Source organism: Arthrobacter sp. AQ5-05, from assembly GCF_003287975.1.
GTDB lineage: Bacteria > Actinomycetota > Actinomycetes > Actinomycetales > Micrococcaceae > Paeniglutamicibacter.
Genome location: NZ_QMKQ01000011.1, coordinates 52,552 through 77,932, shown reverse-complemented (window position 1 = coordinate 77,932; position 25,381 = coordinate 52,552). Strand labels below are relative to the sequence as shown.

Below are 25,381 nucleotides of genomic sequence, written 5' to 3'. Positions count from 1 at the left end.
GTGGCGTCAGCGCTGGTTGGCGATGACCGCCATGACCAGCACTGCGGTGAATCCCATGAAGGGCAGGCACAGCAGCACGTGCAGCCATTTGTGCTCGACAAGCACCGCCACGTATTCGCGCAGGAAGGCACTGGGCAGGTAGTACCTGGCGGTGGGGGCGCCCACCACCTCGGCATCGATCCGCAGCTTGCGGGCCAGCAGCGCCGCCCGCAGCACGTGGTAGTTGTTGGTCACCACCAGCAGCGGGCCGCTGCGCCCCGACTCGGCAAACAAGCCGGCCGAGAGCAGCAGGTTCTCCTCGGTGTTCACGGCCTTGTCCTCCACCAGGACATCCCCCTGGGCCGCGCCGGCGGCCAACAGGTACTCGCCCATGGCCGTGCCCTCGGGCCACGGCTCATCGTGGCCTTGCCCGCCGGATGGAATCAGCAGCGGCCTCGGCGAGGTGTCGCGGTAGATCTGCAGGGCCCTGTCCAGGCGGCTGCGCAGCAGCGGGGGAACCTTGCTGTCGACCAGGCGGGAGCCCAGCACCACGATTCCCTGCGGAGACTCTTCGAACGGCATACGTCCGTAGGCGATGGCGTATGCCAGGAACACCACGAACACCACGCCGAAGTAGCTGCACAGGAAAAAGAGCAGCGCCGCCAGCCCGATAGCCAGGGTGTTGAGCGTGAGCACCAGCGCCACGGCCATGATCGGCAAGGCAACCAGCAGCAGGCCCAGCAGTAGGGAGACCATGTTGCCCAAGCGCCTGCCCTCGTTCCTGTTCATCACCACGCCGTTGTGGATCAGCGCGGCGGCCAGCGCCAGCACTGCCAGCGGGGCCAGGGCCAGCAGGGCCAAGAAGACGTAGGACGCCCCCGGAACCCAGCGTGAAACCAGGTTTCCCACCTCGAGCAGCAGCAGATAGCAGGCGGCCACCAGGACCACCCCGTTGCGCAGCATCCGGCGGTCCTTGCGGCGCAGGTAGAGGTACAGGGCAAAGAGCAGCAGGGCCGGGATCAACGTCACCACTTGAGACTATCAACCGGGAAGGGGCACCCGGGCCCCCACGCTCCGGGGCCGGCAGCGACCTCCAGCAGGATCCCAGGGCGGCGCGGGTATGCCCCCGGCGGCGCCGGTCCGGATCAATCGCACAGCCGACCTCGACCATTCCAGCTTCGTTCGGGGCCGTGGGATCCTGCCCGGCCAACGATGATCCCCGAGCCCAGGACCGTGGCCAGCCGGGTCGCCCATGCGGCATCACCCGGGTTCATGGCGATCTGCGCCACGCGCCGCGGCACCCCTCGGCGCCGAGGTAGTCGCCCAGCGGCAGCGTCGTCATGCTGCGTGCCGCCTCCAGGTCCCCTCCGGCCAGGGCGGCCGGTACGTCCGCCGGCACCTGCGCCAGGGCACGTTCCGCGGTGGCCCAGGGCCCTTCGGCAGCCAGCATGCCCCAAGCGTGGCGGGCGCGGGCGGTCTCCGGGGTGGTTAGTTGGCCCGGGCAAGCTGGCGGACCGCCAGCCAGCGGTTTGAGAGCCTGCGGTAGGACGCCGCGGCCCCGGTCATGTCCGATTCGGCCAGCGACTCGATGCCCAGGCGCAGGTCGTGCGGGGAATCATCGGGCCACACCAGGGTGGCGATGCGCCCGTAGTCGAGTTCGACCACCGACTCCTTGTCAAAGAGCTGCAGCCATTCGCTCAAGGCCGCGAGCTCGTCGAGCAGGTCCATCTCCGGTGCGTGGATGGCCAGCGTGGCCGCGGCATAGCGGACGCGGTCCAGGGCCTGGTTAAGCGGGGTGTAGATCCGGCTGGAGAGCAGTTCCTCCCCGTCCTCGACGATGTCCACCTCGTCGTCCTCGTGCACCAGGATCAGCCAGCCAAAGGGGATGCCCCAGGTCGCGGTGCGGGTGTGCAGGTGGGCCAGGTCGTCGGTGAAGCGCTGCCGGTCCACGCGCGCGGCATTGGCCGCCCGTGCGGCGCTGGGAACCAGCAGTTCAAGCAGCTGCGGGCGCATCGACCCGTCGAGCTGTTCCGAGGCCAGGATGGTGCGCGTGGCCAGCTGGTCCGGGCAGTACAGGGTGTTGACGGCACCGTCCCAGGAGGTGGTGACGAGCCTGCGGAAGATCTCGGTGTGGTGGTGCGGGAACGGGTCGGAGGCCGGGCGGGTCAGCCGCGCCAGCGCCGCGGCCGCGCTGTCATCCTCCAGCGCCTCGCGGTTCACCCGACCGGTGGCCACGGCCAGGCGCTGGTCGGCATCCGAAAAGGCGCGCAGGGGCTCGAAGACGCGCAGGTAGGAGGTCGGCGGGAGAGCCCGCCGACTGGCACCGCTTGCCTGCGCCATGGCCTAGTCCAGCTCCACGATCACCGGGACGTGGTCCGAGGCACCCTTGCCCTTGCGTTCCTCACGGTCGATCTGCGCGCCGACGACGCGTGCGGCCAGTGCGGGGGAGGCCAGGGTGAAGTCGATGCGCATGCCCTCGTTCTTCGGGAAGCGCAGCTGGGTGTAGTCCCAGTAGGTGTAGGTCTTGGGGGTGTCGGTGCGCGGGCGGACCACGTCGATGAATCCGGTCTGCTCGAAGGCCTCGAAGGCGGCTCGCTCCGGGGCCGAGACGTGGGTGAGGTTGTTCTCGCGGAAGAAGTCGATGTCCCAGACGTCCTCGTCGCGCGGGGCGATGTTGAAATCTCCCATCAAGGCGACCTGTGCCTCGGGGTTCTGCTCGAGCCAGCCCGCCGCCTGCTTGTTCAGCGTGTCGAGCCAGGAGAGCTTGTAGGGCATGTGTTCGTCTTCCAGCGCGCGGCCGTTGGGCACATACAGGCTCCAGACGCGCACCCCGCCGCAGGTCGCGCCGATCGCGCGGGCCTCCTGCACCGGATCGACCCCGCTCTTGCCGAAGGCAGGCTGGTCCGCGAAGGTCCGCTCGACGTCGTCCAGGCCCACGCGGGAGGCGATGGCCACGCCGTTCCACTGGCTGAAGCCGAAATGGGCCACCTCGTAGTCGTTGTTCTCGAACAGTTCCCAGGGGAAGTTCTCGTCCTTGCACTTGGTTTCCTGGATGGCCAGGACATCAACGTCGGAGCGGCGCAGCCAGTCCTCGACGCGGTCGGCACGGGCACGGAGGGAGTTCACATTCCAAGTAGCAATCTTCACCCTTCCAACCTATCAACTTCGGTGCACGCGGTCCGGTTTGGGAACCAGTATTCGGCGGGGCGCCCCAACCCTAGCAATTTAGTAGGAAGTCCGAGTATATTTTTGGGTACAGGACGTGGTGCGCATCACAGGCCGCTGCCGCGTTTTCGCATATTCTTGCCGAAGGAGCATCAATCACATGACTCGTGAACTGACCCACTACGTGGGCGGCACCCGCGTCGCCGGAACCTCCGGGCGTTTCTCCGACGTGTACAACCCCTCCACCGGGGCCGTGCAATCGAAGCTTCCGCTGGCCTCGGCCGACGAGGTCCGCGCCGCGATCGCCGTGGCCGAGGCGGCCCAGGTCGAATGGGGGCAGATGAACCCGCAGCGCCGGGCCCGCATCCTGAACAAGTTCGTCGAGCTCGTCTACGCGAACATGGACGAGCTGGCGGCGCTGCTGACCAGCGAGCACGGCAAGACCTTCCCCGATTCCAAGGGTGACATCCAGCGCGGTCTCGAGGTCATCGAGTTCTGCGCCGCGGCCCCGTCCCTGCTCAAGGGCGAATTCTCCGACAGTGCCGGGTCCGGCATCGACGTGCACTCGATGCGCCAGCCCCTGGGCGTGATCGCCGGAATCACCCCGTTCAACTTCCCGGCCATGATCCCGCTGTGGAAGGCCGGACCGGCCCTGGCCTCGGGCAACTCCTACATCCTCAAGCCCTCCGAGCGAGACCCCTCCGTGCCGCTGCGCCTGGCCGAGCTCTTCACCGAGGCCGGCCTGCCCGACGGGGTGTTCAACGTCGTCAACGGCGACAAGGAAGCGGTGGACACGCTGCTCGAGGATCCGCGCGTAAAGGCCATCGGGTTCACCGGATCCACGCCGATCGCCCAGGGCATCTATGCCTCCGCCGCCGCGCACGGCAAGCGCGCCCAGTGCTTCGGCGGGGCCAAGAACCACCTGGTGATCATGCCGGATGCGGACCTGGAAATGGTTGCCGATGCCCTCATGGGCGCGGGCTACGGATCGGCCGGCGAACGCTGCATGGCCATCTCCGTGGCCATTCCGGTCGGCGAGGCCACGGCAGATGCCCTGGTCTCCAAGCTGGTCGAACGCATCGGGAAGCTGAAGGTCGGCGACGGCATGGACGAAGGCTCCGACTTCGGCCCGGTCGTGGCCCAAAGCGCCAAGGAACGCATCGAAAACTACATCCAGGTCGGCGTGGACGAGGGTGCCTCGCTGCTGGTCGACGGCCGCGGGCTGAACGTGGCCGGGCACGAGGACGGCTTCTGGGTCGGCCCCACGCTCTTTGACAACGTCACCGAGGACATGCGGATCTACCGGGAGGAGATCTTCGGGCCGGTGCTCTGCGTGGTGCGCGCCAAGGACTACGAGGAGGCGCTGCGGCTGCCCTCGGAGCACCAGTACGGCAACGGGGTGTCCATCTTCACCCGGGACGGGGACACCGCGCGGAACTTCTCCTCGCGCGTGCAGGTCGGCATGGTCGGTGTCAACGTGCCGATCCCGGTGCCGATCGCCTACTACACCTTCGGCGGCTGGAAGGCCTCCGGATTCGGGGACCTGAGCGAGCACGGGGCCGACGGCTTCCGCTTCTGCACCAAGACCAAGACCGTCACCACCCGCTGGCCCTCGGGCATCCGCGAGGGTGCCAGCTTCGTGATGCCGGAGGGCAGCTAGTCCCATGGCCGACCCCGAAGTCCTCTTTGAGGTGCGCGGCACCCTGGGCGTGATCACGTTGAACCGGCCGCGGGCGGTGAACGCCTTGACCGCTTACATGGCGACGGCCATGCTCGAAACCCTCACCGCCTGGGCGCAGGACCCGGCGGTGAGCCAGGTGCTGGTGCGCGGGGCCGGGGAGCGCGGGCTGTGTGCCGGAGGCGACATCGTGGCGATCCACCGCGACATCGCCTCCGGCGGCACACGGACCGAAGGCTTCTGGGCCACCGAATACCGGCTCAACTCCCTCATCAACTCCTATCCCAAGCCCTACATCGCCTACATGGACGGGCTGGTCCTGGGCGGCGGCGTGGGAATCTCCGCCCACGGAAGCCACCGACTGGTCACCAGCCGGACCCGCAGCGGCATGCCGGAAACCACCATCGGGTTCGTCCCCGACGTGGGGGGCACCTATCTGCTTTCCCGCGCCCCCGGAGAAACAGGAACCCACGCCGCGCTGACGGGGGAGCACCTGGGCGCCGCCGAGGTGCTCTACCTGGGGCTGGCCGATAACCTGATCGACTTCAACCGTGCGGAGGAACTCTTCAGTGCCCTGGAAGAAACCCCGGTCGATGACCTGCTGCCCGGCTTCATCCTGCCTGCCCCGGCCTCGGCGCTGGAGTCCTGGCGGACCTGGCTCGATGCAGCCTACGGGCACGACGAGGTCGAAGACATCGTCGCCGCATTGGCGGTCCTGGCGGGCGAGGGCAACGAGGAGGCGCGGATTTCGGTTCAAACGCTGGCGAAGAAGTCGCCGACGGCGCTGAAACTGACGCTGGCCTCGCTGCGCCGGGCTAGGGCACTGGCAACCCTCGAAGAAGCCCTCGAACAGGAATTCCGGGTGGGGCTGCGGGCCCTGGAGTCCAGCGATTTCCCCGAGGGCATCCGCGCCCAGGTCATCGACAAGGACTACGCCCCGGTGTGGAACCCTGCAACCCTGGCCGAGGTGGACCGGGGGCTGGTGGAAGCCAGCTTTGCCTCACTGGGGACGCGCGAACTCAAACTCAATCCACGCGTCCTTCGCGACGCGGCGACAACGACCGGAGGAAGAACATGAGCGAGAAGACACCCGCCGCCGCGGGCAAGATTGCATTCCTGGGACTCGGGCACATGGGCGAACCCATGGCGGTGAACCTCATCAAGGCCGGCTTCGACGTCGCGGGCTTCGATGTGGTCCCCGCGGCCGTTGCCGCGGCTGTTGCCGCCGGGGTGCCCTGCGCCGCCAGTGCCGCCGAGGCCGCCACCGGTGCGGCCATCATCCTGACGATGTTCCCCTCCGGCGACATCCTGCTTGATGCCTACCGCGGCGTCGGGGAACCCGGGTTGCTCGAGGTCGCCGGCCCGGACTCGTTGTTCCTGGACTGCTCCACCATCGACGTGGCCCAGGCGGGCGAGGCCGCGGCGCTCGCGCTGGCCGCCGGGCACCGCTCCGCCGACGCCCCGGTGTCCGGCGGCGTGGTCGGTGCCGAGGCCGGGACGCTGACCTTCATGATCGGTGCCGAGGCCCCCGACCTGGAACAGATCACCCCGCTGCTGGAGGTCATGGGCAGGAAACTGGTGCATTGCGGCGGACACGGGGCCGGCCAGGCGGCAAAGATCTGCAACAACATGCTGCTGGGCATCTCCATGATCGGCGCGGCGGAGGCCTTCGTGCTCGGCGAAAAGCTCGGGCTGACCCACCAGGCGCTCTTCGACGTGATTTCCACGGCCTCGGGCCAATGCTGGTCGGTGACCACCAACTGCCCGGTCCCCGGCCCGGTGCCCGCCTCGCCGGCGAACCGCGACTACGTTCCCGGGTTTGCCGGGGCGTTGATGGCCAAGGACCTGGGCCTGGCCTTGAACGCGCTGGAGCACGCGGGGGTCGCCGCGCAACTGGGCCCGCTCGCCGCGCAGATCTACCGCAAGTTCGCCGACGAGGGCGGGGCGGGGCGCGACTTCTCCGGCATCATCACCGACATCAGGGACGGCTCGCAAGGCTAGCCGGGCACGTTCGCCCGGGGACAGCCACGAAGCGCAACCGACACGGGAGGGACCCGCGATGACCATCTTCACCTGTGCGACCTGCGCCATCGAGCACCCGGACACCGATCTCCCGCCGGAGCGCTGCGCGATCTGCGAGGACGAACGCCAATGGGTTCCGGCCACCGGCCAGGCCTGGACCACGCGCGACGAGCTCGAGGCCGCCGGCCACCGGCTCGTGGTCAAGGAACTGGAACCCGGGCTCCACGCGGTCACCACGACACCTCGACTGGGCATCGGGCAACGCGGGCTGTTGGTGAACACGCCCGGCGGGAACCTGCTCTTCGAACCTCCCGGCTTCATCGACGAGTCCGGCGCGACGCGCATCGACGAGCTTGGCGGGGTCGCGGCCATCGCCTCGAGCCACCCGCACCTGACCGGTTCCTCGATCCAGTACAGCCACCGCTTCGGTCATGCCCCGGTCTACGTGGCGAAGCCAGACGAACAATGGATCAGGCGTCCGGATCCGGTCATCAGGTTGTGGGACGGGAGCATCGAGTTGTCGCCGGGGCTGATGATGCACCAATGCGGCGGCCACTTTGCCGGCAGCTCGGTGGTCCACTGGCCGGCCGGCCGGTCCGGCGCCGGGGTGTTGATCACCGGAGACACCATTGCGGTGGGCGGGGACCGGAAATCGGCCAACGCCATGCGCAGCTATGTCAACAACATCCCGCTGCCGGCGAGGGCCATCGAGCGGATCCTGGACACCGTGATGCCGCTGGAATTCGAGCGGCTGTACAGCGCCTTCGGGGTGCTGGAGTCCAACGCCCACGCCACCGTCGAACGCACCTTGCATCGCTACATCGAGTGGGTGCGCGGGGAAATGCCCGAATAGGACGGCGCCGCTCAAGCGGCACCAATCAACCGTATGGTCGATGTGCACGGGCACGGGAAAACAGAGGATGGGAGATAAGAAGGGGGAGCTTGCCGGCGGCAAGATCCCCGCTCCATCCACTGAAAGCGAACCCCACCCGTGTTTCTTGCAATCCGCGACATCCGCTTCGCCAAGGGCCGCTTTGCCCTCATGGGGTCGGTGGTTGCCCTCATCACGCTGCTGCTGGTCATGCTCTCCGGGCTCACCGCGGGTCTGGGCAACCAATCCACCTCCGCGCTGAAGAACCTCGGCAGCGAAAACCGGCTCGTCGACACCATCGCCTTCGGTGCCGCCAGCGGCAACGACCCCAAGGCATCCTTCACCGAAAGCCAGGTCACTGCCGACCAGGTGCGCGCCTGGGGCAACCGCCCGGGCGTCGCCTCGGCGCAGGCGCTCGGCATCACCCAGACCCGTCTGACCGGTTCCGCGGCCGGTTCCGAGACCAGCACCGGCACCACCAACGTCGCGGTCTTCGGCATCCCGGACGGCAGCGCACTGGCGCCGCTGCCCATCGAGGCCGGGAAGGTCGTCCTTGGCGACTCGGTTGCCAAGGACCTGTCCCTGAAGGTCGGCGACACCATCTCCATGGCCGGGGTGGACCTGGTGGTCGGCGGGATCGCCGCCGACAACTGGTACTCGCACACCTCGGTCCTCTACACGGACCTGGATTCATGGGCCAAGCTCGCGCACCTGGGCCAGGGCACCCAAGTCGGAACCGTCATCGCCGTCACCAACCAGGACGGCGCCACCGTGGACACGGATGCCGCAAATGCCGCCGCGGCCACCGCCAGCACCACCCGCACCGGCTCGTACGCGGCGCTGGGCTCCTACAAGAGCGAGAACGGCTCGCTGTTGATGATGCAGGGCTTCCTCTACGGCATCTCCGCCCTGGTGATCCTGGCCTTCCTCACGGTCTGGACCGTGCAGCGCACCCGCGACATCGCGGTGCTCAAGGCCCTGGGCGGATCGGGAAGCTACGTGCTGAAGGACGCAATCACCCAGGCCAGCATCGTGCTGCTGCTCGGAGCCGGGATCGGCGGCGGCATCGGCATCCTCGGCGGCACCTTCGCCGCCAAGGCCGCACCCTTCCTGCTGACCCCCGCGACCACGCTGCTGCCCATCGCCGGGGTGGTGCTGCTCGGCCTGGCCGGGGCGGCGCTCGCCGTCTCCCGCGTCACCAAGGTCGACGCGCTCATTGCCCTCGGCGGCAACTAGCGCCACGCGGGCCCGCCCCCGCCCACCAACGTTTCCCCTGAATCTTTCGTGCAAAGGAATCCCATGACCACCCCAGAACCAACCCGGCGTGCCACAACCACCAACATGCCCCTGCAACTGATCGACCTGACCCTGGAATACCCGGACGGCCAGGGCACCATCAAGGCACTGGACTCGGTGAACCTGGGTGTGGGCGCCGGGCAGATGCTCTCGCTGATCGGCCCGTCGGGATCCGGCAAGTCCTCGCTGCTGGCCGTCGCGGCAACCCTGATCCGTCCCACCAGCGGGCTGGTCATCATCGACGGCACCACCGCCAGCGACCTGAACGACACGGAAATGACCACGCTGCGGCGCGAGAAGGTGGGCATCATCTTCCAGCAGCCCAACCTGCTGGCCTCGCTGACTGCGGTCGAGCAGCTGATGATCTCCGACCACCTGCGCGGCAAGCCGCTGAAGCCCGCCAAGGCCCGCGCCCTGGAACTGCTTCAGGTCGTGGGGCTGGAAGACAGCGCCAAGAAACGCCCGCACCAGCTGTCCGGCGGACAGCGCCAGCGCGTGAACATTGCCCGTGCCCTGATGGGCTCCCCGAAGGTGCTGCTGGTCGACGAGCCCACCGCGGCGCTGGACCATGCACGCAGCGAATCGATCGTGCGGCTGCTGGCCGAGGTGACCCGCGAGTTCTCGGTTGCGACGGTCATGGTCACGCACGACACGGAATTCATCTCGCTCACCGACTCGGTGGCCACCATGCGCGACGGAGTGCTGGGTGCCTCCGAGCTCATACCCGCCTAGAAACCTCCTCCAAGGCAAACAGCCCGGTGCCCCCTTGCCGAAGAACGGCGGTGGGGCACCGGGCTGTTGACCGTTGCTGCGCGGTGGCTACTTGACGGTGACCACGAGGACCTTGGATTCCGTGGAGCCGGCCGCGTTGGCCAGCTTCGCGATGTACCTGTAGGTGCCCGGGGCCTTGCCGGTGAACGAGGTTGCGGCCTTCTGGGCTCCCGGGCCGGCGGCCATCAGCTCCTGCGTGTCGACCACGGTGCCGTTTTCTTGCAGGGTGTATCCGGTGGCGTTGGTGCCCTGCCATAGGTTGGTGTGGACGGTGTAGGAGTCGGCGAACTTCTTCCCTTCGAGGCTGATGGCCGGGGTCTCCGGGTTGGCGTCCCGGACCTTCACGACCAGCGTGGCGGTCTTGGTGGTTCCCGCCGCGTTGGCCAGCTCCCCGCGGTAGCGGTAGGTGCCGTCGGGTTTGCCGGTCACCGAGACGACGGCCTGCTGGGACTCCGGGGTGTTTGCCGCGAGTTGTTGCGTGGAGATCGCCACGTCGTTTTCGTACAGTGTGAAGCTGGTGGCGTTGGTTCCCCACGGCAGGTCCATGGTGACCCGGTAGTCGCCGTCGGCCAGGCCGCCGGTCCGGCCGTTGTCGTGGGAGAGGACGGCCTTGGCCGGCGCGCTGGTCGCGCTCTCATTGGGTGCCTGGACCAGTTCGATCCCGCCCAAGGTGGCGCTGGCCTCCAGTGCGGTGGCGCCGTTGGCCGCAGTGAACGCGAGGGTGCGTTCGGCCAGCTTGCCGGCGGCCAGGTCCTCGGCAGTGACGGTGCGCGTGGTCGCGGCCTGGACACCGGCGCCCACGGCGAGCTCCCCGGCCACGGAATCCTCGCCCGCCAGGGCGGTGAGCCTGACGTTGCCGGTGTTCTTCAGCGTGACGACGTGGGTGACGGTGTCGCCCACCGAGGCGTGGCCGTCGGCGTCGAGGTCCTGCAGCTCGGCTGCCCCTGCAGCGGCCTCGAGCTTGGGCGCCCGTGCCAGCAGGTCGACCTCGTCGCCAACGATCTCGTAGCTGTTGACCACGTCGTGGAAGGCGCCGATGCGCCCGGAGGTCCACGTGGTGAGCGGGGTGAAGAAACCGTCGGCGAGCTCCGCGGCACCCACCGTGTGGCGCGGGGTGGTGCAGGTGTAGGAGGCTCCGGCGGCCAGACTGCCGTAGCGGCAGTTGCCGGCCGGGCTGGCCTCGCCCACGGGCTTGGCCGCGAACGGGGTGAAGTTGCCCTCGGTGGGCACCACCCACTGGGCGATGCTCGAGGCGCTGGTGACCTTGAAGGAGTATGGCACCGCGTCGCCGGTGGCGTACGGGTCTGCGGCGAGGTCGCGGTCGGAGTCGGCGCGGAAGCCCTCAATTTCCAGGCCGGTGACTTCCTTGCCACTGATCGTGGCGCGGACGTTGCCCTGGGCCTCGGTGCCGTCGGCGGCGGTGAAGACGGTTTGCAGCAGGTACTTGCCGTTGGCCGTGGCGGGAACCTTGACCTCGAGGTCGACGGTGCGCGATTCACCGGCCGGAAGGTCGGCGACCTCGACGGTGTTGGAGGCAAAGCGGTTGCTGGCGGCCAACTGGAGCGAGCCGCTCAGCGCGGTTTCTTCCTGGTTGGTGATGGTCACCGAAAGCCTGTGCGTGGCATCGGCGTCGGCGGTGAAGTCTTCGGATGCCTGCGGTGCGCAGACGTAGTTGAGCCATTCCTCGTCGAAGGACGCGAACGGCATGGAGTCGGTGTAGTTGCCCTCGTAGAGCACGCCGAACCTGCCGTCGGCCAGCGCCGTGGCCGAGGAGTAGGCGGAGAACCCGTGGCGGATGGTGCGCAGGCCGGGCCAGCTGGCGCCGTCGTCGCAGGAGACGCGGGCCGAGACGTTTTCGCGTCCGGTCTGCGAGTTGGCCCCGGTGTAAAGCAGCTTCTTGGCGTCCGTGCTGCCTGCCTCGGCACCCGGGACCAACTGGGTGATGTGGGCGTTGTTGGTGGGATCGGGCAGGTTCCTGTCCTGCTTGACCTCCGAGTAGCTTTCGCCGCCGTTCTCGGAGATGGCGACCTTGCGGTAGCCTCCGTTGGCCGAGTCGCGGGAGTTGAGCATGACGCGGCCGTCGGAGAGTTCCACGACCTTGTTTTCGTCCATGGCGCTGCCGGTGAATTGACCGCGCTGCCAGGTGGCGCCGTGGTCGTCCGAGTACACGGAGTAGGACTGGTAGGTTCGCGAGCCGTTGGCCTGCTGCACATCGCCCGTGTATTGCTGGATGAGCCGGCCCGAGTGGGCACCGCGGATGAGCTGGATGCCTTCGCCGGAGGTGGCGAACATGCTGCGCACGGCTCCGGGGATCGGGGTGGAGCCGGAGCCCGGCTTGACGACGTCGGTGATCAACCGCGGTTCGCTCCAGGTGAGGCCGCCGTCGGTTGATTCGACGACCGCGGCGCTGATGACCTGGCGGTTGGCGTCGTCGTTGCCCCAGGCGCTGCCGTGGAAACCCTGGTCCTTCGAGTAGACGAAGAAATTGAAGACCTTCCCGGATTCGGCATCGACCACATAGCTGGGGTCGGAATAGCCGAACCTGGGTCCGCTGGCATCGGCAAGGTGGCCCGCGGCGATGGTGGTCAGCGGACCGAAGGTCTTGCCGTTGTCGGTGCTGCGGCGCTGCACGACGGTGTTGGGGTTCGGCGCATCGGCCGAGCTTCCCGGACGGGCGTCCCAAGAAGCCAGCACGACGCCGTCGCCCAGGTGCGCCAGGGCCGGGATGCGGTAGAACCAGTTGTTTTCGGTCCGGTCGGCAGCGAGGTTCTGTTCGCTGAAGCTGCCCGGTGCGGCGGTGGGGTCGGCGCCGGGAATGGCGGTGGCGCCGAACGCGGCACCTGCCATGGCGGTCGGGAGGATCATGCTCAGCGCGGCCAGCGAGCCGAGCCAAGCGGCCTTCCGGCGTGTGCGTGGACGGTGGGGGGAATATGTCATGGTGTGCGGATTCCTTTCACACAGAATCATGGGGGCTGATTCGATCAGGACATACGACGTAGGATGTCCTACGTAAATTATGTGATGGCGATCACCGATTTGTGTGAATGTGACGTTTCCCGGTGCGTCGCTGCGTGCCGCCGAGGGGACCGGGCCGCCCGCCCACGCGGTGGATGTTCGCGCCGCACTCCGCGGCCGTTGCGCTACGGCTGCGCCGGATCCTCCGGCGCAAAGTCCCCGGCATCCCGGCGGAACTTGGAGAAGATCCTGATCAAGGTGGAGATGTCCCGGTCCGAAAAGCCGGAGTCCGCGAAGACCTTGGCGTTCAGTTCCTTCGTTGCGGCCGCGGCCAGCTGGCGGCCCTGCGGGGACAGGGCGACGAGCGTGGTGCGCTTGTCGGTGGGGTGCTTGGTGCGGGCCACCAGCCCGGCGCGTTCCAGGCGGTCCACGGCGTTGGTCACGGAGGTGGCATGGACCTGGAGCAGTGCGCTGGCCCTGTTCATGGCCAGCGCACCGTCGCGGGTGAAGCTGAGCAGGGCGAGCATCTCGTAGCGGGCGAAGGTGAGTCCGAAGGGCTTGAGCACCGTTTCGGCGCGCTGCAAAAGGATCTGTTGCGTCCGCATCAGGGCGGTGATCGCCGCCATGGGCTCGGCGACGTCCTGCCACCCGTGGCGTTCCCAATTGCGTTGCGCTTCCAGGATCGGGTCGCGCGATAGTGGCTGGCTCAATTTTCCCTCCGGATAGAACTCGTGCCCCAGCATATCCAAGCCCACGTGGGGATCAGGATTTCAGGGACGGGAAGTCGTCGTCGCGGTACTCGATGCCCTGGGCCTCAAGGCCGACGGAGCCTTCGTGGCGCGCCACTTCGTTGCGCCGCAGCTCCACCCGGCGGATCTTCCCGGAGATGGTCTTGGGAAGATCGGCGAATTCCAGGCGGCGGATCCGCTTGTAGGGCGCCAGGTTTTCCCGGCAATGGCGCAGGATGCTTTCCGCCAGTTCCGCCGAGGGCGCGTATCCCTCGGCGGCAACAATGAAGGCCTTGGGGACGGAGAGCCGCAGCGCATCGGGGGACGGGACCACCGCTGCCTCGGCCACCGCGGGGTGCTGGATCAGCACCGACTCGAGCTCAAAGGGACTGAGCCTGTAGTCGCTGGACTTGAATACGTCATCGCCGCGCCCCACATAGGTGATGACGCCCTGCTCGTCCATCTCGGCCATGTCCCCGGTGTGGTAAACGCCGTCCCGGAAGGCGTCCACGGTCTTTTCCGCATCCCCGTAGTACGACTTCATCAGCCCCGGCGGGCGCGGATCCAGTCGAAGGCAGATTTCCCCCTCGCGTCCGGCCGCGCCGGTGGCCGGGTCGAGAAGAACCACGTTGTAGCCGGGCATGGGGCGGCCCATGGCACCGATCTTGATGGGAAGCCCCGGTGGGTTGGCGATCTGCACGGTGGTCTCGGTTTGCCCGAAACCGTCGCGGATCGTTTGCCCCCAGGCGCGGTTGACCTGGTCGATGACCTCGGCGTTCAGCGGTTCGCCGGCCGAGACGAGCTTGGCGGGAGGGGCCTTCAGCGCCGTGAGGTCGGCCTGGATGAGCAGGCGCCACACCGTGGGCGGCGCGCAGAAGCTCGTGACGGATTCGGCGTCCATCTGGGCCATGAGCGCCTTGGCATCGAAGCGGTCGTAGTTGTAGAGGAAGACGGTGGCCTCGGCGATCCAGGGGGCGAAGAAGTTGCTCCACGCGTGCTTGGCCCAGCCCGGGGATGCGACATTCAGGTGCACGTCCCCTGGCTCCAGCCCGATCCAAAACATCGTGCTCAGGTGCCCGACCGGGTAGGAGGTGTGGGTGTGCTCGACCAGCTTGGCCTTGGAGGTGGTGCCGGAGGTGAAATACAGCAGCAGGGTTTCGTCGGCCTTGGTGGGAACCTCTGGAACGAATTCCGTCGGGTGGCCGGCGCCTTCGGTGTAGTCGAGGGCACCGGTCGGTGCGTTGCCGTCGACGTGGATGACCGTGAAGTCTCCGGTCAGCTTGTCGAATTTTTGGGTGTCCCCGGTTCCGGCCAGTGCCCAGCGTGCCTCGCCCCGATCGACCCGGTCCTGCAGGTCCGCGGGCGTCATTTGCGTGGTGGTGGGGATCATGACCATGCCGAGCTTGATGCCTGCGAGCATGATTTCCCAGAGCTCCACGCGGTTCCCGAGCATGACGATCATCTTTTCGCCGCGCTTCATCCCGATCGAGCGCATCCAGTTGGCGACCTGGCCGGAGCGAGACGACAGCTCGGCCCAGGTGCGGCGGGTCGAGGAGCCATCCTTCTCGACAATGACCAGGGCATTGGTCCCGGCGCGGGCGGGATCCTTGGCGACCGCATCGAACCAGTCGAGACCGAAGTTGAACTCGGTGAATTCCGGCCATCGGAACCGGGCCAGGGCGCCGGCGTAGTCGGTGCGCAGTTCCAGGAGCCGATCGCGTGCCGCACGGAATTCTTCGGTTACGGTCATTGCCGTCCTTTCGTCGGCCCCCAATTAGTAGGAAGACCTAGTGATTCGGATCACTTGCAAATATACTTTGATATCCAAGGGCTTGGAAGGGCTTGCAAACACCGAGCCAAACATTTCACCGGACAAGGAGCCACCCCTCTCATGCCACTGAGCGAGACCCACGCGTCATTCACCGAAGCCGGCCGCGAGCCATGTGCCAAGGAGCTGCCGTTTCCCGACGTGGACCTGATGCACGTTTGGCAGCTGCTGGAACCTGGCGAACGAACCCGCTTGCGGGGCATCCGCACGTTCCTGCAGGAACGGGTCCGCCCCGAATCCCTCGGCTACTGGAACCGCGAGGAATTCCCGCACCACCTTCTGGGTGAAATGGCAGCCCACGGCCTCGGGGGAATCGAACTGGAAGACAGCAGCGAACTGTTCAAGGGACTCGTGTACGTCGAGGCCGCCCGCGCGGATGTTTCACTCTCGGCACTGATCGGCATCCACAACGAATTGATCGTCGGCATGATCCAGGAACTGGGTTCGGTGGAGCAAAAAACGAGATGGTTGCCCGCCCTGGCCCGCTTCACCGCGCTGGGCGCCTTCGCCCTGACCGAACCCGGCCACGGCTCCGACATCGCCGGGGGACTGTCCACCACCGCCACCCGCGAGGGCGATGAATGGGTCATCAGCGGCGCCAAGCGCTGGATCGGTGCGGCCACCATGGCCGATTTCTCCCTGGTCTGGGCCCGCGACACCACCGACAACGAGATCAAGGCCTTCATCGTCGAATCGGACCGCCCCGGGTTCAGCACCATCAAGATCAGCAACAAGATCGGCCTGCGGATCATGCAGAACGCCGACATCAAGCTGGACTCGGTGCGGGTGCCCGAAAGCAACCGGCTTCCCGGTGCCAGGAACTTTGCTGCCGCCAACGAACTGCTCTAGCATTCGCGCGCCTGGGTCGGATGGCAGGCGGCCGGCGTGCAACTGGGGATCTTCGACATCGCGCGCGACTATGCGCTGGCGCGCAACCAATTCGGATCGCCCATTGCCGGGTTCCAGCTGGTGCAGCTCCCGCTGGCGGAGATCTTGGGCAACGCCATGGCCAGCCTGTCCCTCATGGCGGACGTGGCCAGGATCCAGGAAACCGGACAACTTGAAATGGTCCAGGCCGCCATGGCGAAGTCGACCACCACCCGCCTGGCCCGCGAATCGGCCGCCAAGGGCCGCGCCCTTTTGGGAGGCAACGGCGTGACCAGCGACTACGAGATGGCCAAGCTCTTCGGGGACGTGGAGATCCTCTACACCTATGAAGGAACCTACGAGATCAATTCATTGATTGTCGGCCGGGCCGTCACCGGGCACTCGGCCTTCGTCAATCCACACTGACGAAGGCGGTTGCCGAACCCGGGGTGATCTCGGTGCGCCCGGCATCATGGATCACCGGTCCGCTGGCCGCGCGGGCGTTCTTCCGGAAGGCCTTGGAATCCAGCCGCTGGATCGACAGCGGGCACCCGGACGCCCGCCACGCATCAAGTTCCGCCGGGTTTCCCTCCAGGACCCAAGCGAACAGGGCATGGGCTGCCTGTGCGGCGGCCTTCCCGGTGCTCATCCCCAGCGAATCGTTCAGCGCAATGCGCACCGTCGTGGATTCCATGGGCTCGCCCGGCGGCAGCGTGGTTCCGGAGACCTGCAGCTTGGCCAGGCGCTTGGGCAGCGAGTCGGCCTGCATCGGGGCAAATCCCATGGCCCGTGCGGACCCGACCTCGGCCAGCACGTGCTCCGGGAACTCCCCGGCAACCTTGGCAAACATCTTGGCATCGGCCCGGCGGACGCTCTTGGCAAAGGCGCCCTGCGCCCACGGCCGCCAATACGGGTGTCTCGGGTTGGCCAGCAGCGCGTTGACCGAGGCCAATGCCGCAACGGCAATGCCCTCGTCCTCCGGGCAGGGTTCCTCGCGGTCCACCAGCAAGATGATGGGCTGGACCAGCTCGCCGGTCGGCTCCGGAAATTCCCCGGCGCCGGGGTCGGGGCTCGATGCCGGGTCGTTCACGGTGTTTTCCACTGGCTCGATCCTTTGCGAAGTCAAGGGACGGCCTAGCTCTTCCACCATGTGTCAAAGATGGTGACAGGGGTGGTGCGCTTGTGGCGCGAGCGCAGGAACTTGGACTCGAGGTTCTTCGCCGCGTCCTGGGGGATCTCGCGACCCTCAAGGTAGTCGTCGATGTGATCGTAGGTGATGCCCAGCTCGTCCTCGTCGGTGCGCAGCGGCTGCCCGTCGAGCAGGTCGGCGGTGGGGACCTTCTCCCACAATTGCCTGGGCGAGCCCAGATGCCGCAGCAGCTCGCGGTTCTGGCGCTTGTTCAGTCCGAACAGCGGCAGGAGGTCCGCTCCGCCATCCCCGAACTTGGTGAAGAACCCGGTGACCGATTCGGCACCGTGGTCGGTGCCGATGACCAGCAGGTTGTCCTCGCCGGCGAGGGTGTACTGGGCGATCATGCGCATGCGCGCCTTGATGTTGCCCTTGTTGAAATCGGAGGTGGGGGTGCCCACGGCCTTGTGGAAGGCCGACTCGAGACCATCGACTCCTGCCTTGACGTTGAAGGTCCGCTCCACATCGGCGGCCACGAAATCCAGGGCGGCCTGGGCATCGTCCTCGTCGAGTTGGGTGCCATAGGGAAGACGGACGGCCACGAACCTGGCCTCGGTTCCCGCCGCGCGCAATTCCTCGGCAGCGAGCTGGGCCAGGCGCCCGGCCAGGGTGGAGTCCAGCCCTCCGGAAATGCCCAGCACAAACCCGTTGGTGTGCGTGGCAACGAGGTACTCCTTGAGGAAATCAATGCGGGCACGGACCTCCGCGGCGGGATCGATCCGGGGCTTGACACCCATTTCCTTGATGATGACGGCCTGTAGTTCGCGCATGTCCCAAGCCTATCCCGTCCCCGGGACGAGACCTCGGGAGCCTTGCCCTAGACGTCGGCTGGAGGCTTGTCGGGGTCCCATCCGAGGTTGACGGCCATCTTCTTCAGGGAGTCGACGGTGGTGGAGTATTCCTCGGAGGTGATCCCCGCGCTGGACTCCTCGCGCATCTCGTCGACGATCTCGGTCAGCCGATCCAGCGACACCGCTCCGCGCTCGGTGAGCGTGAAGGTGTGCCCTTCCTCGGCAATCCAGCCCGACTCCACCAGCTCCGCCAGATGCTCGGACGGGCTGGTCGGTTCGTCCTCGGCCTGGGCCTCGCCGAAGAACGGGGCGAGCGCCGCGGTGAGCTCCCCGCCGGTGGCCGGCCCCAGTGAGAGGACATTGAGTAATTGCCATTGGCGGCGCGTGACGCCGTGCTCTTCGAGGGAGTTGGCGAACTGCTCGGAAATGAGCGAGTCAACCAATTTAAGCCAGTAACCCAAAGGGCGAGAATCGGTCATGTCCCCACCCTAACCCCGGGACCACCTGCCTGTCTGTAGCACGCTCGCGGCACCGGCGGTCCGGACGGGCCGCGGCATGGTCATCACGGCCCTAGGGGACCTGCGGGCATGGCGAACGCCGGAGGGCCGAACTCCAAACTAGAATTGGGTCCATGACCAACACTGCTGCCCGCGCACGCCTGCTCGAACTCATCAAGGAACTCGCCGTGGTCCACGGCAAGGTCATCCTTTCCTCCGGCAAGGAGGCCGACTACTACATCGATCTTCGCCGCATCACCCTGCACCACGAGGCCGCGCCGCTGGTCGGCACGGTCATGCTCGAAATGCTCGACGAGGCAGGCATCGACTTCACCAATGCCGGCGGCCTGACCATGGGCGCCGACCCGGTGGGCACCGCACTGATGCACGCCGCCGGACACAACGGACGTGCGATCGACGCGTTTGTGGTGCGCAAGGCACAGAAGTCCTACGGCATGGGCCGCCAGGTCGAGGGGCCCTCGGTCGAAGGCCGCAACGTCGTGGTCCTGGAAGACACCTCGACCACCGGCGGCTCCGCGCTGGCCGCCGTCGAGGGGGTCCGCAAGGCCGGCGGCAACGTCGTTGCCGTGGCAGTGATCGTTGACCGCGACACCGGCTCCAAGGAGCGCATCGAGGCCGAGGCCGGGGTGCCGTACCTCTTTGCCTTCGGCAAGGACGAGCTGGGGCTCTAGACCCCGTCCGGGCCGCCAGGCCAAAGCCACGCGTCCCGCGGGTTTCACCAAGGGTGGAAACCGCGGGACGCGTGTTTCATACCGAGGTCGGCACCGGATTGGACGGCTTGGCGGGGCTGCCGTCCCCGAACGGGAAACCACGGGTGGACCACGGTGCTGGCGCGCCGCCCGAATCGGCGGCTGATTGCCGGTTTTCTTCTGCTATTCTTGCGATATCCACGGACCTCCCGGCGCATCTACCCGCCGGTTGAAGATAACGGGTGGCGTTTATTATTACCGCTGTTGAGAACTGGAGCCCTAGATGCATTTGACCCCGCGTGAGCACGAAAAACTCATGGTGGTTGTTGCCGCCGATCTGGCGCGCCGCCGCCAGGCCCGCGGATTGCTGCTCAACCATCCGGAGTCCGTCGCCATCATTACCTACGAACTCATTGAAGGTGCCCGGGACGGGCGCACGGTGGCCGATCTGATGAGCTACGGAACCACCATCTTGACCCGCGAGCAGGTCATGGAGGGGGTCGCCGACATGATTTCCGATGTGCAGGTCGAAGCGACCTTCCCCGACGGAACCAAGCTGGTCACCGTCCACAATCCGATTCGCTAGGCCAAGGGAGAGAAGATCATGAAGCCGGGAGAATACATCCTGCGTGACGAGCCCGTGCTCTGCAATTCGGAGCTCGAAACCCGAATCCTGAACCTGGTCAACCACGGGGACCGCCCCATCCAGGTTGGATCGCACTATCACTTTGCCGAGGTCAACCCGCAGCTGGACCTGGATCGGGTTGCCGCACGAGGCTTCCGCCTGGACATCCCCGCGGGCACCGCGGTGCGCTTCGAACCAGGGGATGCACGCACCGTGCACCTGGTCGAATTCGCCGGCCGCCGCCATGTCTACGGTTTCCAGAACCGCGTGAACGGTCCGCTGGGCGAAACCATCCCCGTGGTGGAAACCGAGGCCATCGGCGGTTCCGCCGGCATCAACCCGGTCACCGAGGCCGAACTGGTCTCCGACTACGACATCGACCTGCCCAACCTTGGGCGCGAATCGGTCGGCTTCCACACCGACTTCGGCGTGGACCCCGTGGATGAATCCCTGCCGCCGCACCCCGACGAGGTCCGGCGAGCCACCGAGGAAAGCGAAAAGGCGGAAGCCGAGGCAGCTTCGAAGAACGACACGCAGGAGGAGGACCAGGCATGAGTTTCGAGATGAGCCGCAAGCACTATGCGGAAATGTACGGGCCCACCACCGGGGACGCCATTCGCCTGGCCGACACCGAGCTGCTGGCCGAGATCGAGCACGACTACACCAACTACGGCGACGAAGTGGTCTTCGGCGGCGGCAAGGTCATCCGTGACGGCATGGGCCAGAACGGCCAGCTGACCCGCGACCAGGACATCCCCGACACCGTCATCACCAACGTGGTGGTGCTGGACTACACCGGCATCTACAAGGCCGACGTGGCCCTGCGCGACGGGCACATCTTCAAGATCGGCAAGGCCGGCAACCCGGACATCACCGACGGGGTCAACATCACCATCGGCACCGCGACGGACATCATCGCCGGGGAACACAAGATCCTCACCGCCGGGGCCATCGACACCCACGTGCACTTCGTGAGCCCCGACCAGGTCCCCGTGGCCCTGGGCTCGGGCATCACCACCATGATCGGCGGCGGCGCCGGACCTTCCGACGCATCCAAGGCCACCACCGTGACCCCCGGCCCGTGGCACATCGCCCGGATGCTGCAGGCCGTGGAAAACCTGCCGATGAACATCGGCTTCCTGGGCAAGGGGCACGCCAGCGCCCGCGCCCCGCTGGCCGAGCAGATCCGCGCCGGTGCCATCGGCCTGAAGATCCACGAGGACTGGGGTTCCACCTACTCCTCGATCGACGAGTCGCTGAAGATCGCCGACGAGTTCGACGTGCAGGTCGCCATCCACGCCGACACCCTGAACGAGTGCGGCTTCGTGGAAGACACCATCGCGGCCATCGACGGCCGGGTCATCCACACCTTCCACACCGAGGGTGCAGGCGGCGGGCACGCCCCGGACATCATCCGCATGGCGGGCCAGCCCAACGTGCTGCCGGCCTCCACCAACCCCACGCTGCCGTATACGATCAACACCGTGGACGAGCACCTGGACATGCTCATGGTCGCCCACCACCTCAACGCCGACATCCCCGAGGACGTGGCGTTCGCCGACTCGCGCATCCGCGCCGAGACCATTGCGGCCGAGGACGTCCTGCACGACATGGGCGTCTTCTCCATCACCTCCTCCGACTCCCAGGCCATGGGCCGCATCGGCGAGGTCGTCACGCGCACCTGGCAGGTCGCCGACGCCATGAAGCGCCAGCGCGGCAAACTGCCCGAGGACCTGGAAATCGGCGACAACTTCCGGCTCAAGCGCTACGTGGCGAAGTACACCATCAATCCGGCCATCGCCCACGGCATTGCGGACTCGGTGGGCAGCATCGAGGAAGGCAAGTTCGCCGACCTGGTGCTCTGGGACCCGGCGTTCTTCGGCGTGAAGCCTGACATGGTGATCAAGGGCGGGCTGATCGTGCAGTCGCTCATGGGAGATGCCAACGGATCGATCCCCACCCCGCAGCCGCGCACGCTGCGCACCAACTTCGGCGCGCTGGGCACCGCGGTGCACCACTCCTCGATCACCTTCCTGTCCCAGGCCGCCATCGAGGAGGGCGTGCCCGAGCGCCTGCGGCTGCGCAAGGTCATCCGCCCGGTGCACGGGATCCGCACGCTGAAAAAGGCCGACCTGAAGTTCAACGGGGAAACCCCGGACATCCAGGTCGACCCGCAGACCTACCAGGTACGGGTCGACGGAGTGCTGGCCACCTGCGAGCCCTCCAGCGTGCTGCCCATGGCCCAGCGCTACTTCCTCTTCTAAACCGACGGCGAGAACCACAAGGAGTTTCATGATCATCGAGCAGCTGACGGGAAACAAGAAAGATGTTCCCGAGGCCGAGCTGGCGAAGCTGCACGAGGAAAAAGTCGTGCTGCCCTCTTCGGCCCTGGTCAAGCGCATCCAGCGCGTCACCACCGACCACGGCCGGGAGCTGGGCATCCGCCTGGCCCCGGGACCCGACCTTGCCGACGGGGACATCCTCTTCCGAAACGAGAAGGAGATCATCACGATCTCGGTGCTGCCCACCGACGTCCTGGTCATTGCCCCGGGATCCATCTTCGAGATGGGACAGGTCGCGCATGCGCTGGGCAACCGGCACCTGCAGGCCCAGTTCTTCGACGCGGATTCCGACTACGGCACGGCGGTGATGGTGGTGCAGTACGACCACACCGTGGAGGACTTCCTCAAGCACCACCACACCCCGTACCAGCGCCAGGAACGCGTGATGCCGGTGCCGTTCCGCCATGCCGAACACACCCACTAGGAAGGCGGCGGGGCACCTGCTCACGCTGCTGCAACTGACCGACTCGGCGCTGCCCACCGGGGCGTTCAGCCACTCCATGGGCCTGGAAAGCTACCTGTCCACCCAGGCCGTGCACGACGAGGCCAGCTTCACGCTGTGGCTTGAAAAGTTCCTGTCCCAGTCGCTGGCCTACACCGACGGGCTCACCGTGCGCCTGGCCCACGAGGCCGCCGGGGGAGAAGGGCTGGCGCGCATCGATGCGCTGGTGACTGCCGCGGCGGTGCCGCGGCAGATCCGCGAGGCCGGGGTGAAGATGGGTGCGCGCATGCTGCATGTGGCCACCAGCGTCTTCCCCACGCCCGAGCTGGAGGCGTACCGCCTGCAGGTGGAATCCGGGGAATGCTCCGGGCACCCGGGCATCGCCTTCGCCCTGGGCGCGAAAGGTGCCGGCGCCCCCTGCGCGGATACCGTGGCCGCCTACCTGTTCTCCACCATCACCTCGCTGACGCAGAACGCGATCCGCGGGATCCCCATTGGGCAGAACGCCGGGCAACGGGTGCTGCGGGCCATGCATGCCCCGGTGCTGACGGCCGTGGAAACGATCTTCACCCTCGACGAGGAAGACCTGGGCGCGGCGGCACCGGGCCTGGAAATAGCGCAGATGCGCCACGAACACCTGCGCGCCCGCATGTTCATGTCCTAACCGGACAGGGACAAGCGGCGCGAGAAACCCACGACAGTAAGGAAGTGCATGATGGAACCGATTTGCATTGGCATCGGCGGGCCCGTGGGAGCGGGCAAGACCCAGCTCATCGAGCGGATCACCCGGCGGCTGAACGACGAGGTGTCGATGGCAGCGATCACCAACGACATCTACACCATCGAGGACGCCAAGATCCTGGCGGCCAACGGCGTGCTGCCGCTGGATAGGATCATCGGCATCGAGACCGGCGGCTGCCCGCACACCGCCATCCGCGAGGACACCTCGATGAACTCCGCGGCCATCGATGAACTCAAGGCCAAGCACCCCGATCTGCAGATCATCTTCGTCGAATCCGGGGGAGACAACCTCTCGGCCACGTTCTCCCCGGAACTCGTTGACTTCTCCATCTACATCATCGACGTGGCCCAGGGCGAGAAGATCCCGCGCAAGGCCGGCCAAGGCATGATCAAGTCGGACTTGTTTGTCATCAACAAGATGGACCTGGCACCCTACGTGGGCGCCGACCTGTCGGTGATGGAACGCGACTCCAAGGAATTCCGCGGGGACAAGCCGTTCTGCTTCACCAACCTCAAGACCGACGAGGGCCTGGATACCGTCATCGACTGGCTCAAGCACGAGGTGCTGATGCTGGATTTGGGCTAGGGGCAATGGCACCGACCAAGGCAGGGCAGCCGGCGATCCGGGAGCTGGGCCCCTCGCCCTTTGCGGGAACCAAGCTCGTCGGCGAGCTGCGCCTGCAGGTGGGCACCCGGGCGGGCAAGGCCATCGCCACCCGGCAGTACCACCAGGGCGCGCTGCGGATCCTGCGCCCGCACTACCTCGACGACACCGCCCAGGTCTGCTACACCATCGTGAACCCCGGGGGCGGGTACCTGGGCGGGGACAACTACGGCATCGAGGTCTCGGTGGACGAGGACACCTCGCTGCTGCTGACCACCCAGTCGGCGACCAAGGTCTACAAGACCCCCGGCACCTTTGCCCGCCAGGACATGGTGGTGCGCCTGGGCGCCGGCGCGGTCCTCGAATACGTGCCCGACCAGCTCATCGCCTACCGCGGTGCCAGCTACCGGCAGTTCACGAGCGTTGACATGCACGAGGACTCCAGCCTGCTGTTCTGCGAGGTGCTCACCCCCGGGTGGAGCCCGGACGGAAAGCTCTTCCGCTACGACGAGGTGCGCCTGCGCACCGAGGTCTCCGTGGACGGGCGCCTGGCGGTGCTGGACAACCTGCTGGTGAGGCCCGGGGAGGACTCGCTGGATTCGCTGCTTTTCCTGCAGGACTACACGCACGTGGGCATGCTGCTGGCGATCGATGCGAAGATCGGGGCGCCGGACGTCGAACGCATCCGCGAGCTGGCCTACCGCATCGGCGAAGCGCAGCGCACACCGGTGCACCTGGGCATCAGCCAGGTGCCGGGCCCGGGCGTCGCGGTGCGGGCGCTGTCGAACTCCACCGAGGCCATCAACGCGGTCCTGATGGCCCTCGTTGACGAGCTTCGCCACCACCTGAGGGACCAAAAACCGCTGAACTTGCGCAAGTACTAGGGCAGGCGCCCCACGCGCCAACGCCGGCAGCCCGGCACCCGGGCCGAGGGGGGCTTGTGCGGGGAGCACGATTTTTGTCGACCCGCCGCGCAGAGGGGTTCGAGTCGGCCGACCGACCCCTGTGCCCGGCACGCCCCCAAGTTTGGTCGTGCCGAGTACACGGGCGGCGGTCCTGAAACCGTGCCGGGTTTCTCGCTTCCGGATGCCCCGCACGGTCCCGGCATCAAATTCCAAATGAGGAATATTCCCGGGGCCCGGGCATCCGAGGGGGCCGAGGTCCTCGCTGGCCAGGGTTCAAGATCGAGATGCCTGGCTTTGGACCTTTGGCAGGCACCCGAATATCAAGATAGCTGACGCGGCAAGCGAAAAGGACCGAACTGCCGATTCTCGAACAAG

23 protein-coding genes and 2 pseudogenes are annotated in these 25,381 nt (G+C 66.9%); 15 read left to right on the top strand and 10 right to left on the bottom strand.

Annotated features, from left to right (window positions below; translation table 11 throughout):
• Nucleotides 1–6 precede the first annotated feature (6 nt).
• The 4 genes from DQ353_RS11340 to DQ353_RS11325 form a co-directional block, all read right to left on the bottom strand.
• Complete coding sequence (locus tag DQ353_RS11340) at nucleotides 7–1,008, bottom strand: YdcF family protein (RefSeq protein ID WP_113762918.1); 1,002 nt, start codon at nucleotides 1,006–1,008, stop codon at nucleotides 7–9.
• Between the two features lie 241 nt (nucleotides 1,009–1,249).
• On the bottom strand, nucleotides 1,250–1,429 hold the full coding sequence (locus DQ353_RS11335; protein ID WP_113762862.1) for a hypothetical protein: 180 nt from the start codon (nucleotides 1,427–1,429) through the stop codon (nucleotides 1,250–1,252).
• 38 nt (nucleotides 1,430–1,467) lie between these two features.
• A complete protein-coding gene (locus DQ353_RS11330; protein ID WP_113762861.1) occupies nucleotides 1,468–2,319 on the bottom strand; it encodes a DUF8083 family protein in 852 nt (283 codons plus the stop codon).
• 3 nt (nucleotides 2,320–2,322) lie between these two features.
• Entirely contained in the window at nucleotides 2,323–3,126 is an 804-nt protein-coding gene (locus tag DQ353_RS11325) for an exodeoxyribonuclease III (protein WP_113762860.1), read from the bottom strand.
• A gap of 178 nt (nucleotides 3,127–3,304) precedes the next feature.
• Here DQ353_RS11325 and DQ353_RS11320 point away from each other — a divergent pair, with 178 nt between their 5' ends.
• From DQ353_RS11320 to DQ353_RS11295, 6 genes are all read left to right on the top strand, one after another.
• Nucleotides 3,305–4,804: a CoA-acylating methylmalonate-semialdehyde dehydrogenase gene (locus tag DQ353_RS11320; RefSeq protein ID WP_113762859.1), complete on the top strand. Its 1,500-nt coding sequence runs from the start codon at nucleotides 3,305–3,307 to the stop codon at nucleotides 4,802–4,804.
• 4 nt (nucleotides 4,805–4,808) lie between these two features.
• The gene (locus tag DQ353_RS11315) at nucleotides 4,809–5,900 is read left to right on the top strand and encodes an enoyl-CoA hydratase/isomerase family protein (protein ID WP_113762858.1); all 1,092 of its coding nucleotides are present in this window, start codon (nucleotides 4,809–4,811) and stop codon (nucleotides 5,898–5,900) included.
• Nucleotides 5,897–6,823: a 3-hydroxyisobutyrate dehydrogenase gene (gene mmsB / locus DQ353_RS11310; protein ID WP_113762857.1), complete on the top strand. Its 927-nt coding sequence runs from the start codon at nucleotides 5,897–5,899 to the stop codon at nucleotides 6,821–6,823. The genes DQ353_RS11315 and mmsB overlap by 4 nt, the downstream gene beginning before the upstream one ends.
• 58 nt (nucleotides 6,824–6,881) lie before the next feature.
• A complete protein-coding gene (locus DQ353_RS11305; protein WP_113762856.1) occupies nucleotides 6,882–7,697 on the top strand; it encodes an MBL fold metallo-hydrolase in 816 nt (271 codons plus the stop codon).
• 138 nt (nucleotides 7,698–7,835) lie between these two features.
• A complete protein-coding gene (locus DQ353_RS11300; RefSeq protein ID WP_113762855.1) occupies nucleotides 7,836–8,951 on the top strand; it encodes an ABC transporter permease in 1,116 nt (371 codons plus the stop codon).
• A gap of 63 nt (nucleotides 8,952–9,014) precedes the next feature.
• A complete protein-coding gene (locus tag DQ353_RS11295) occupies nucleotides 9,015–9,743 on the top strand; it encodes an ABC transporter ATP-binding protein (protein ID WP_113762854.1) in 729 nt (242 codons plus the stop codon).
• Nucleotides 9,744–9,830: 87 nt separating this feature from the next.
• Here the strand turns inward: DQ353_RS11295 and DQ353_RS11290 are convergent, their stop codons facing one another.
• From DQ353_RS11290 to DQ353_RS11280, 3 genes are all read right to left on the bottom strand, one after another.
• The gene (locus tag DQ353_RS11290; protein ID WP_286166771.1) at nucleotides 9,831–12,719 is read right to left on the bottom strand and encodes an exo-alpha-sialidase; all 2,889 of its coding nucleotides are present in this window, start codon (nucleotides 12,717–12,719) and stop codon (nucleotides 9,831–9,833) included.
• Nucleotides 12,720–12,922: 203 nt separating this feature from the next.
• Complete coding sequence (locus DQ353_RS11285) at nucleotides 12,923–13,447, bottom strand: MarR family winged helix-turn-helix transcriptional regulator (protein ID WP_113762916.1); 525 nt, start codon at nucleotides 13,445–13,447, stop codon at nucleotides 12,923–12,925.
• Nucleotides 13,448–13,499: 52 nt separating this feature from the next.
• Nucleotides 13,500–15,215, bottom strand: coding sequence for an AMP-binding protein (locus tag DQ353_RS11280; RefSeq protein WP_113762853.1), 1,716 nt, complete (start codon nucleotides 15,213–15,215; stop codon nucleotides 13,500–13,502).
• A 228-nt stretch (nucleotides 15,216–15,443) separates the two neighbouring features.
• Here DQ353_RS11280 and DQ353_RS11275 point away from each other — a divergent pair.
• Nucleotides 15,444–16,586 (top strand): annotated as a pseudogene (locus DQ353_RS11275) (acyl-CoA dehydrogenase family protein).
• On the opposite strand, the gene DQ353_RS11270 reads toward DQ353_RS11275, so the two are convergent.
• The 3 genes from DQ353_RS11270 to DQ353_RS11260 are packed head-to-tail and all read right to left on the bottom strand — an operon-like array spanning nucleotide 16,573 to nucleotide 18,619.
• Complete coding sequence (locus tag DQ353_RS11270; protein WP_286166770.1) at nucleotides 16,573–17,262, bottom strand: peptidyl-tRNA hydrolase; 690 nt, start codon at nucleotides 17,260–17,262, stop codon at nucleotides 16,573–16,575. The pseudogene DQ353_RS11275 and the gene DQ353_RS11270 overlap by 14 nt on opposite strands.
• A 32-nt stretch (nucleotides 17,263–17,294) precedes the next feature.
• Nucleotides 17,295–18,119, bottom strand: a complete 825-nt coding sequence (gene nadE / locus DQ353_RS11265; RefSeq protein ID WP_113762851.1) for an NAD(+) synthase — start codon at nucleotides 18,117–18,119, stop codon at nucleotides 17,295–17,297.
• A 47-nt stretch (nucleotides 18,120–18,166) separates the two neighbouring features.
• Nucleotides 18,167–18,619, bottom strand: coding sequence for a MarR family winged helix-turn-helix transcriptional regulator (locus DQ353_RS11260; protein WP_113762850.1), 453 nt, complete (start codon nucleotides 18,617–18,619; stop codon nucleotides 18,167–18,169).
• A gap of 152 nt (nucleotides 18,620–18,771) precedes the next feature.
• On the opposite strand from DQ353_RS11260, the gene pyrE reads away from it, so the two are divergent.
• From pyrE to DQ353_RS11220, 8 genes and pseudogenes are all read left to right on the top strand, one after another.
• A complete protein-coding gene (gene pyrE, locus DQ353_RS11255) occupies nucleotides 18,772–19,329 on the top strand; it encodes an orotate phosphoribosyltransferase (protein WP_113762849.1) in 558 nt (185 codons plus the stop codon).
• A gap of 301 nt (nucleotides 19,330–19,630) precedes the next feature.
• Nucleotides 19,631–19,933 carry an urease subunit gamma gene (locus DQ353_RS11250; protein WP_113762848.1) on the top strand — a complete coding sequence of 101 codons (303 nt, stop codon included), beginning with the start codon at nucleotides 19,631–19,633 and terminating at the stop codon, nucleotides 19,931–19,933.
• Nucleotides 19,934–19,951: 18 nt separating this feature from the next.
• Nucleotides 19,952–20,254, top strand: a pseudogene (locus DQ353_RS22285) (urease subunit beta); the annotation flags it as partial.
• A 269-nt stretch (nucleotides 20,255–20,523) separates the two neighbouring features.
• Entirely contained in the window at nucleotides 20,524–22,236 is a 1,713-nt protein-coding gene (ureC, locus tag DQ353_RS11240; RefSeq protein ID WP_113762846.1) for an urease subunit alpha, read from the top strand.
• Between the two features lie 28 nt (nucleotides 22,237–22,264).
• Nucleotides 22,265–22,738, top strand: a complete 474-nt coding sequence (gene ureE, locus DQ353_RS11235) for an urease accessory protein UreE (protein ID WP_113762845.1) — start codon at nucleotides 22,265–22,267, stop codon at nucleotides 22,736–22,738.
• Entirely contained in the window at nucleotides 22,719–23,420 is a 702-nt protein-coding gene (locus DQ353_RS11230; RefSeq protein ID WP_113762844.1) for an urease accessory protein UreF, read from the top strand. The genes ureE and DQ353_RS11230 overlap by 20 nt, the downstream gene beginning before the upstream one ends.
• Before the next feature lie 48 nt (nucleotides 23,421–23,468).
• Nucleotides 23,469–24,083 (top strand): urease accessory protein UreG, encoded by a 615-nt coding sequence (ureG, locus tag DQ353_RS11225; RefSeq protein ID WP_113762843.1) that lies wholly within the window; start codon nucleotides 23,469–23,471, stop codon nucleotides 24,081–24,083.
• Between the two features lie 5 nt (nucleotides 24,084–24,088).
• The gene (locus tag DQ353_RS11220; RefSeq protein ID WP_220094007.1) at nucleotides 24,089–24,985 is read left to right on the top strand and encodes an urease accessory protein UreD; all 897 of its coding nucleotides are present in this window, start codon (nucleotides 24,089–24,091) and stop codon (nucleotides 24,983–24,985) included.
• Nucleotides 24,986–25,381 lie beyond the last annotated feature (396 nt).

Coding starts and splice junctions, on each gene's coding strand:
- DQ353_RS11335 (WP_113762862.1), bottom strand. CDS start 1,429: ATGCTGGCTGCCGAAGGGCCCTGGGCCACCGCGGAACGTGCCCTGGCG.
- DQ353_RS11330 (WP_113762861.1), bottom strand. CDS start 2,319: ATGGCGCAGGCAAGCGGTGCCAGTCGGCGGGCTCTCCCGCCGACCTCC.
- DQ353_RS11320 (WP_113762859.1), top strand. CDS start 3,305: ATGACTCGTGAACTGACCCACTACGTGGGCGGCACCCGCGTCGCCGGA.
- DQ353_RS11315 (WP_113762858.1), top strand. CDS start 4,809: ATGGCCGACCCCGAAGTCCTCTTTGAGGTGCGCGGCACCCTGGGCGTG.
- mmsB (WP_113762857.1), top strand. CDS start 5,897: ATGAGCGAGAAGACACCCGCCGCCGCGGGCAAGATTGCATTCCTGGGA.
- DQ353_RS11305 (WP_113762856.1), top strand. CDS start 6,882: ATGACCATCTTCACCTGTGCGACCTGCGCCATCGAGCACCCGGACACC.
- DQ353_RS11295 (WP_113762854.1), top strand. CDS start 9,015: ATGACCACCCCAGAACCAACCCGGCGTGCCACAACCACCAACATGCCC.
- DQ353_RS11290 (WP_286166771.1), bottom strand. CDS start 12,719: ATGACATATTCCCCCCACCGTCCACGCACACGCCGGAAGGCCGCTTGG.
- DQ353_RS11280 (WP_113762853.1), bottom strand. CDS start 15,215: ATGACCGTAACCGAAGAATTCCGTGCGGCACGCGATCGGCTCCTGGAA.
- nadE (WP_113762851.1), bottom strand. CDS start 18,119: ATGCGCGAACTACAGGCCGTCATCATCAAGGAAATGGGTGTCAAGCCC.
- DQ353_RS11260 (WP_113762850.1), bottom strand. CDS start 18,619: ATGACCGATTCTCGCCCTTTGGGTTACTGGCTTAAATTGGTTGACTCG.
- pyrE (WP_113762849.1), top strand. CDS start 18,772: ATGACCAACACTGCTGCCCGCGCACGCCTGCTCGAACTCATCAAGGAA.
- DQ353_RS11250 (WP_113762848.1), top strand. CDS start 19,631: ATGCATTTGACCCCGCGTGAGCACGAAAAACTCATGGTGGTTGTTGCC.
- ureC (WP_113762846.1), top strand. CDS start 20,524: ATGAGTTTCGAGATGAGCCGCAAGCACTATGCGGAAATGTACGGGCCC.
- ureE (WP_113762845.1), top strand. CDS start 22,265: ATGATCATCGAGCAGCTGACGGGAAACAAGAAAGATGTTCCCGAGGCC.
- DQ353_RS11230 (WP_113762844.1), top strand. CDS start 22,719: ATGCCGAACACACCCACTAGGAAGGCGGCGGGGCACCTGCTCACGCTG.
- ureG (WP_113762843.1), top strand. CDS start 23,469: ATGATGGAACCGATTTGCATTGGCATCGGCGGGCCCGTGGGAGCGGGC.
- DQ353_RS11220 (WP_220094007.1), top strand. CDS start 24,089: ATGGCACCGACCAAGGCAGGGCAGCCGGCGATCCGGGAGCTGGGCCCC.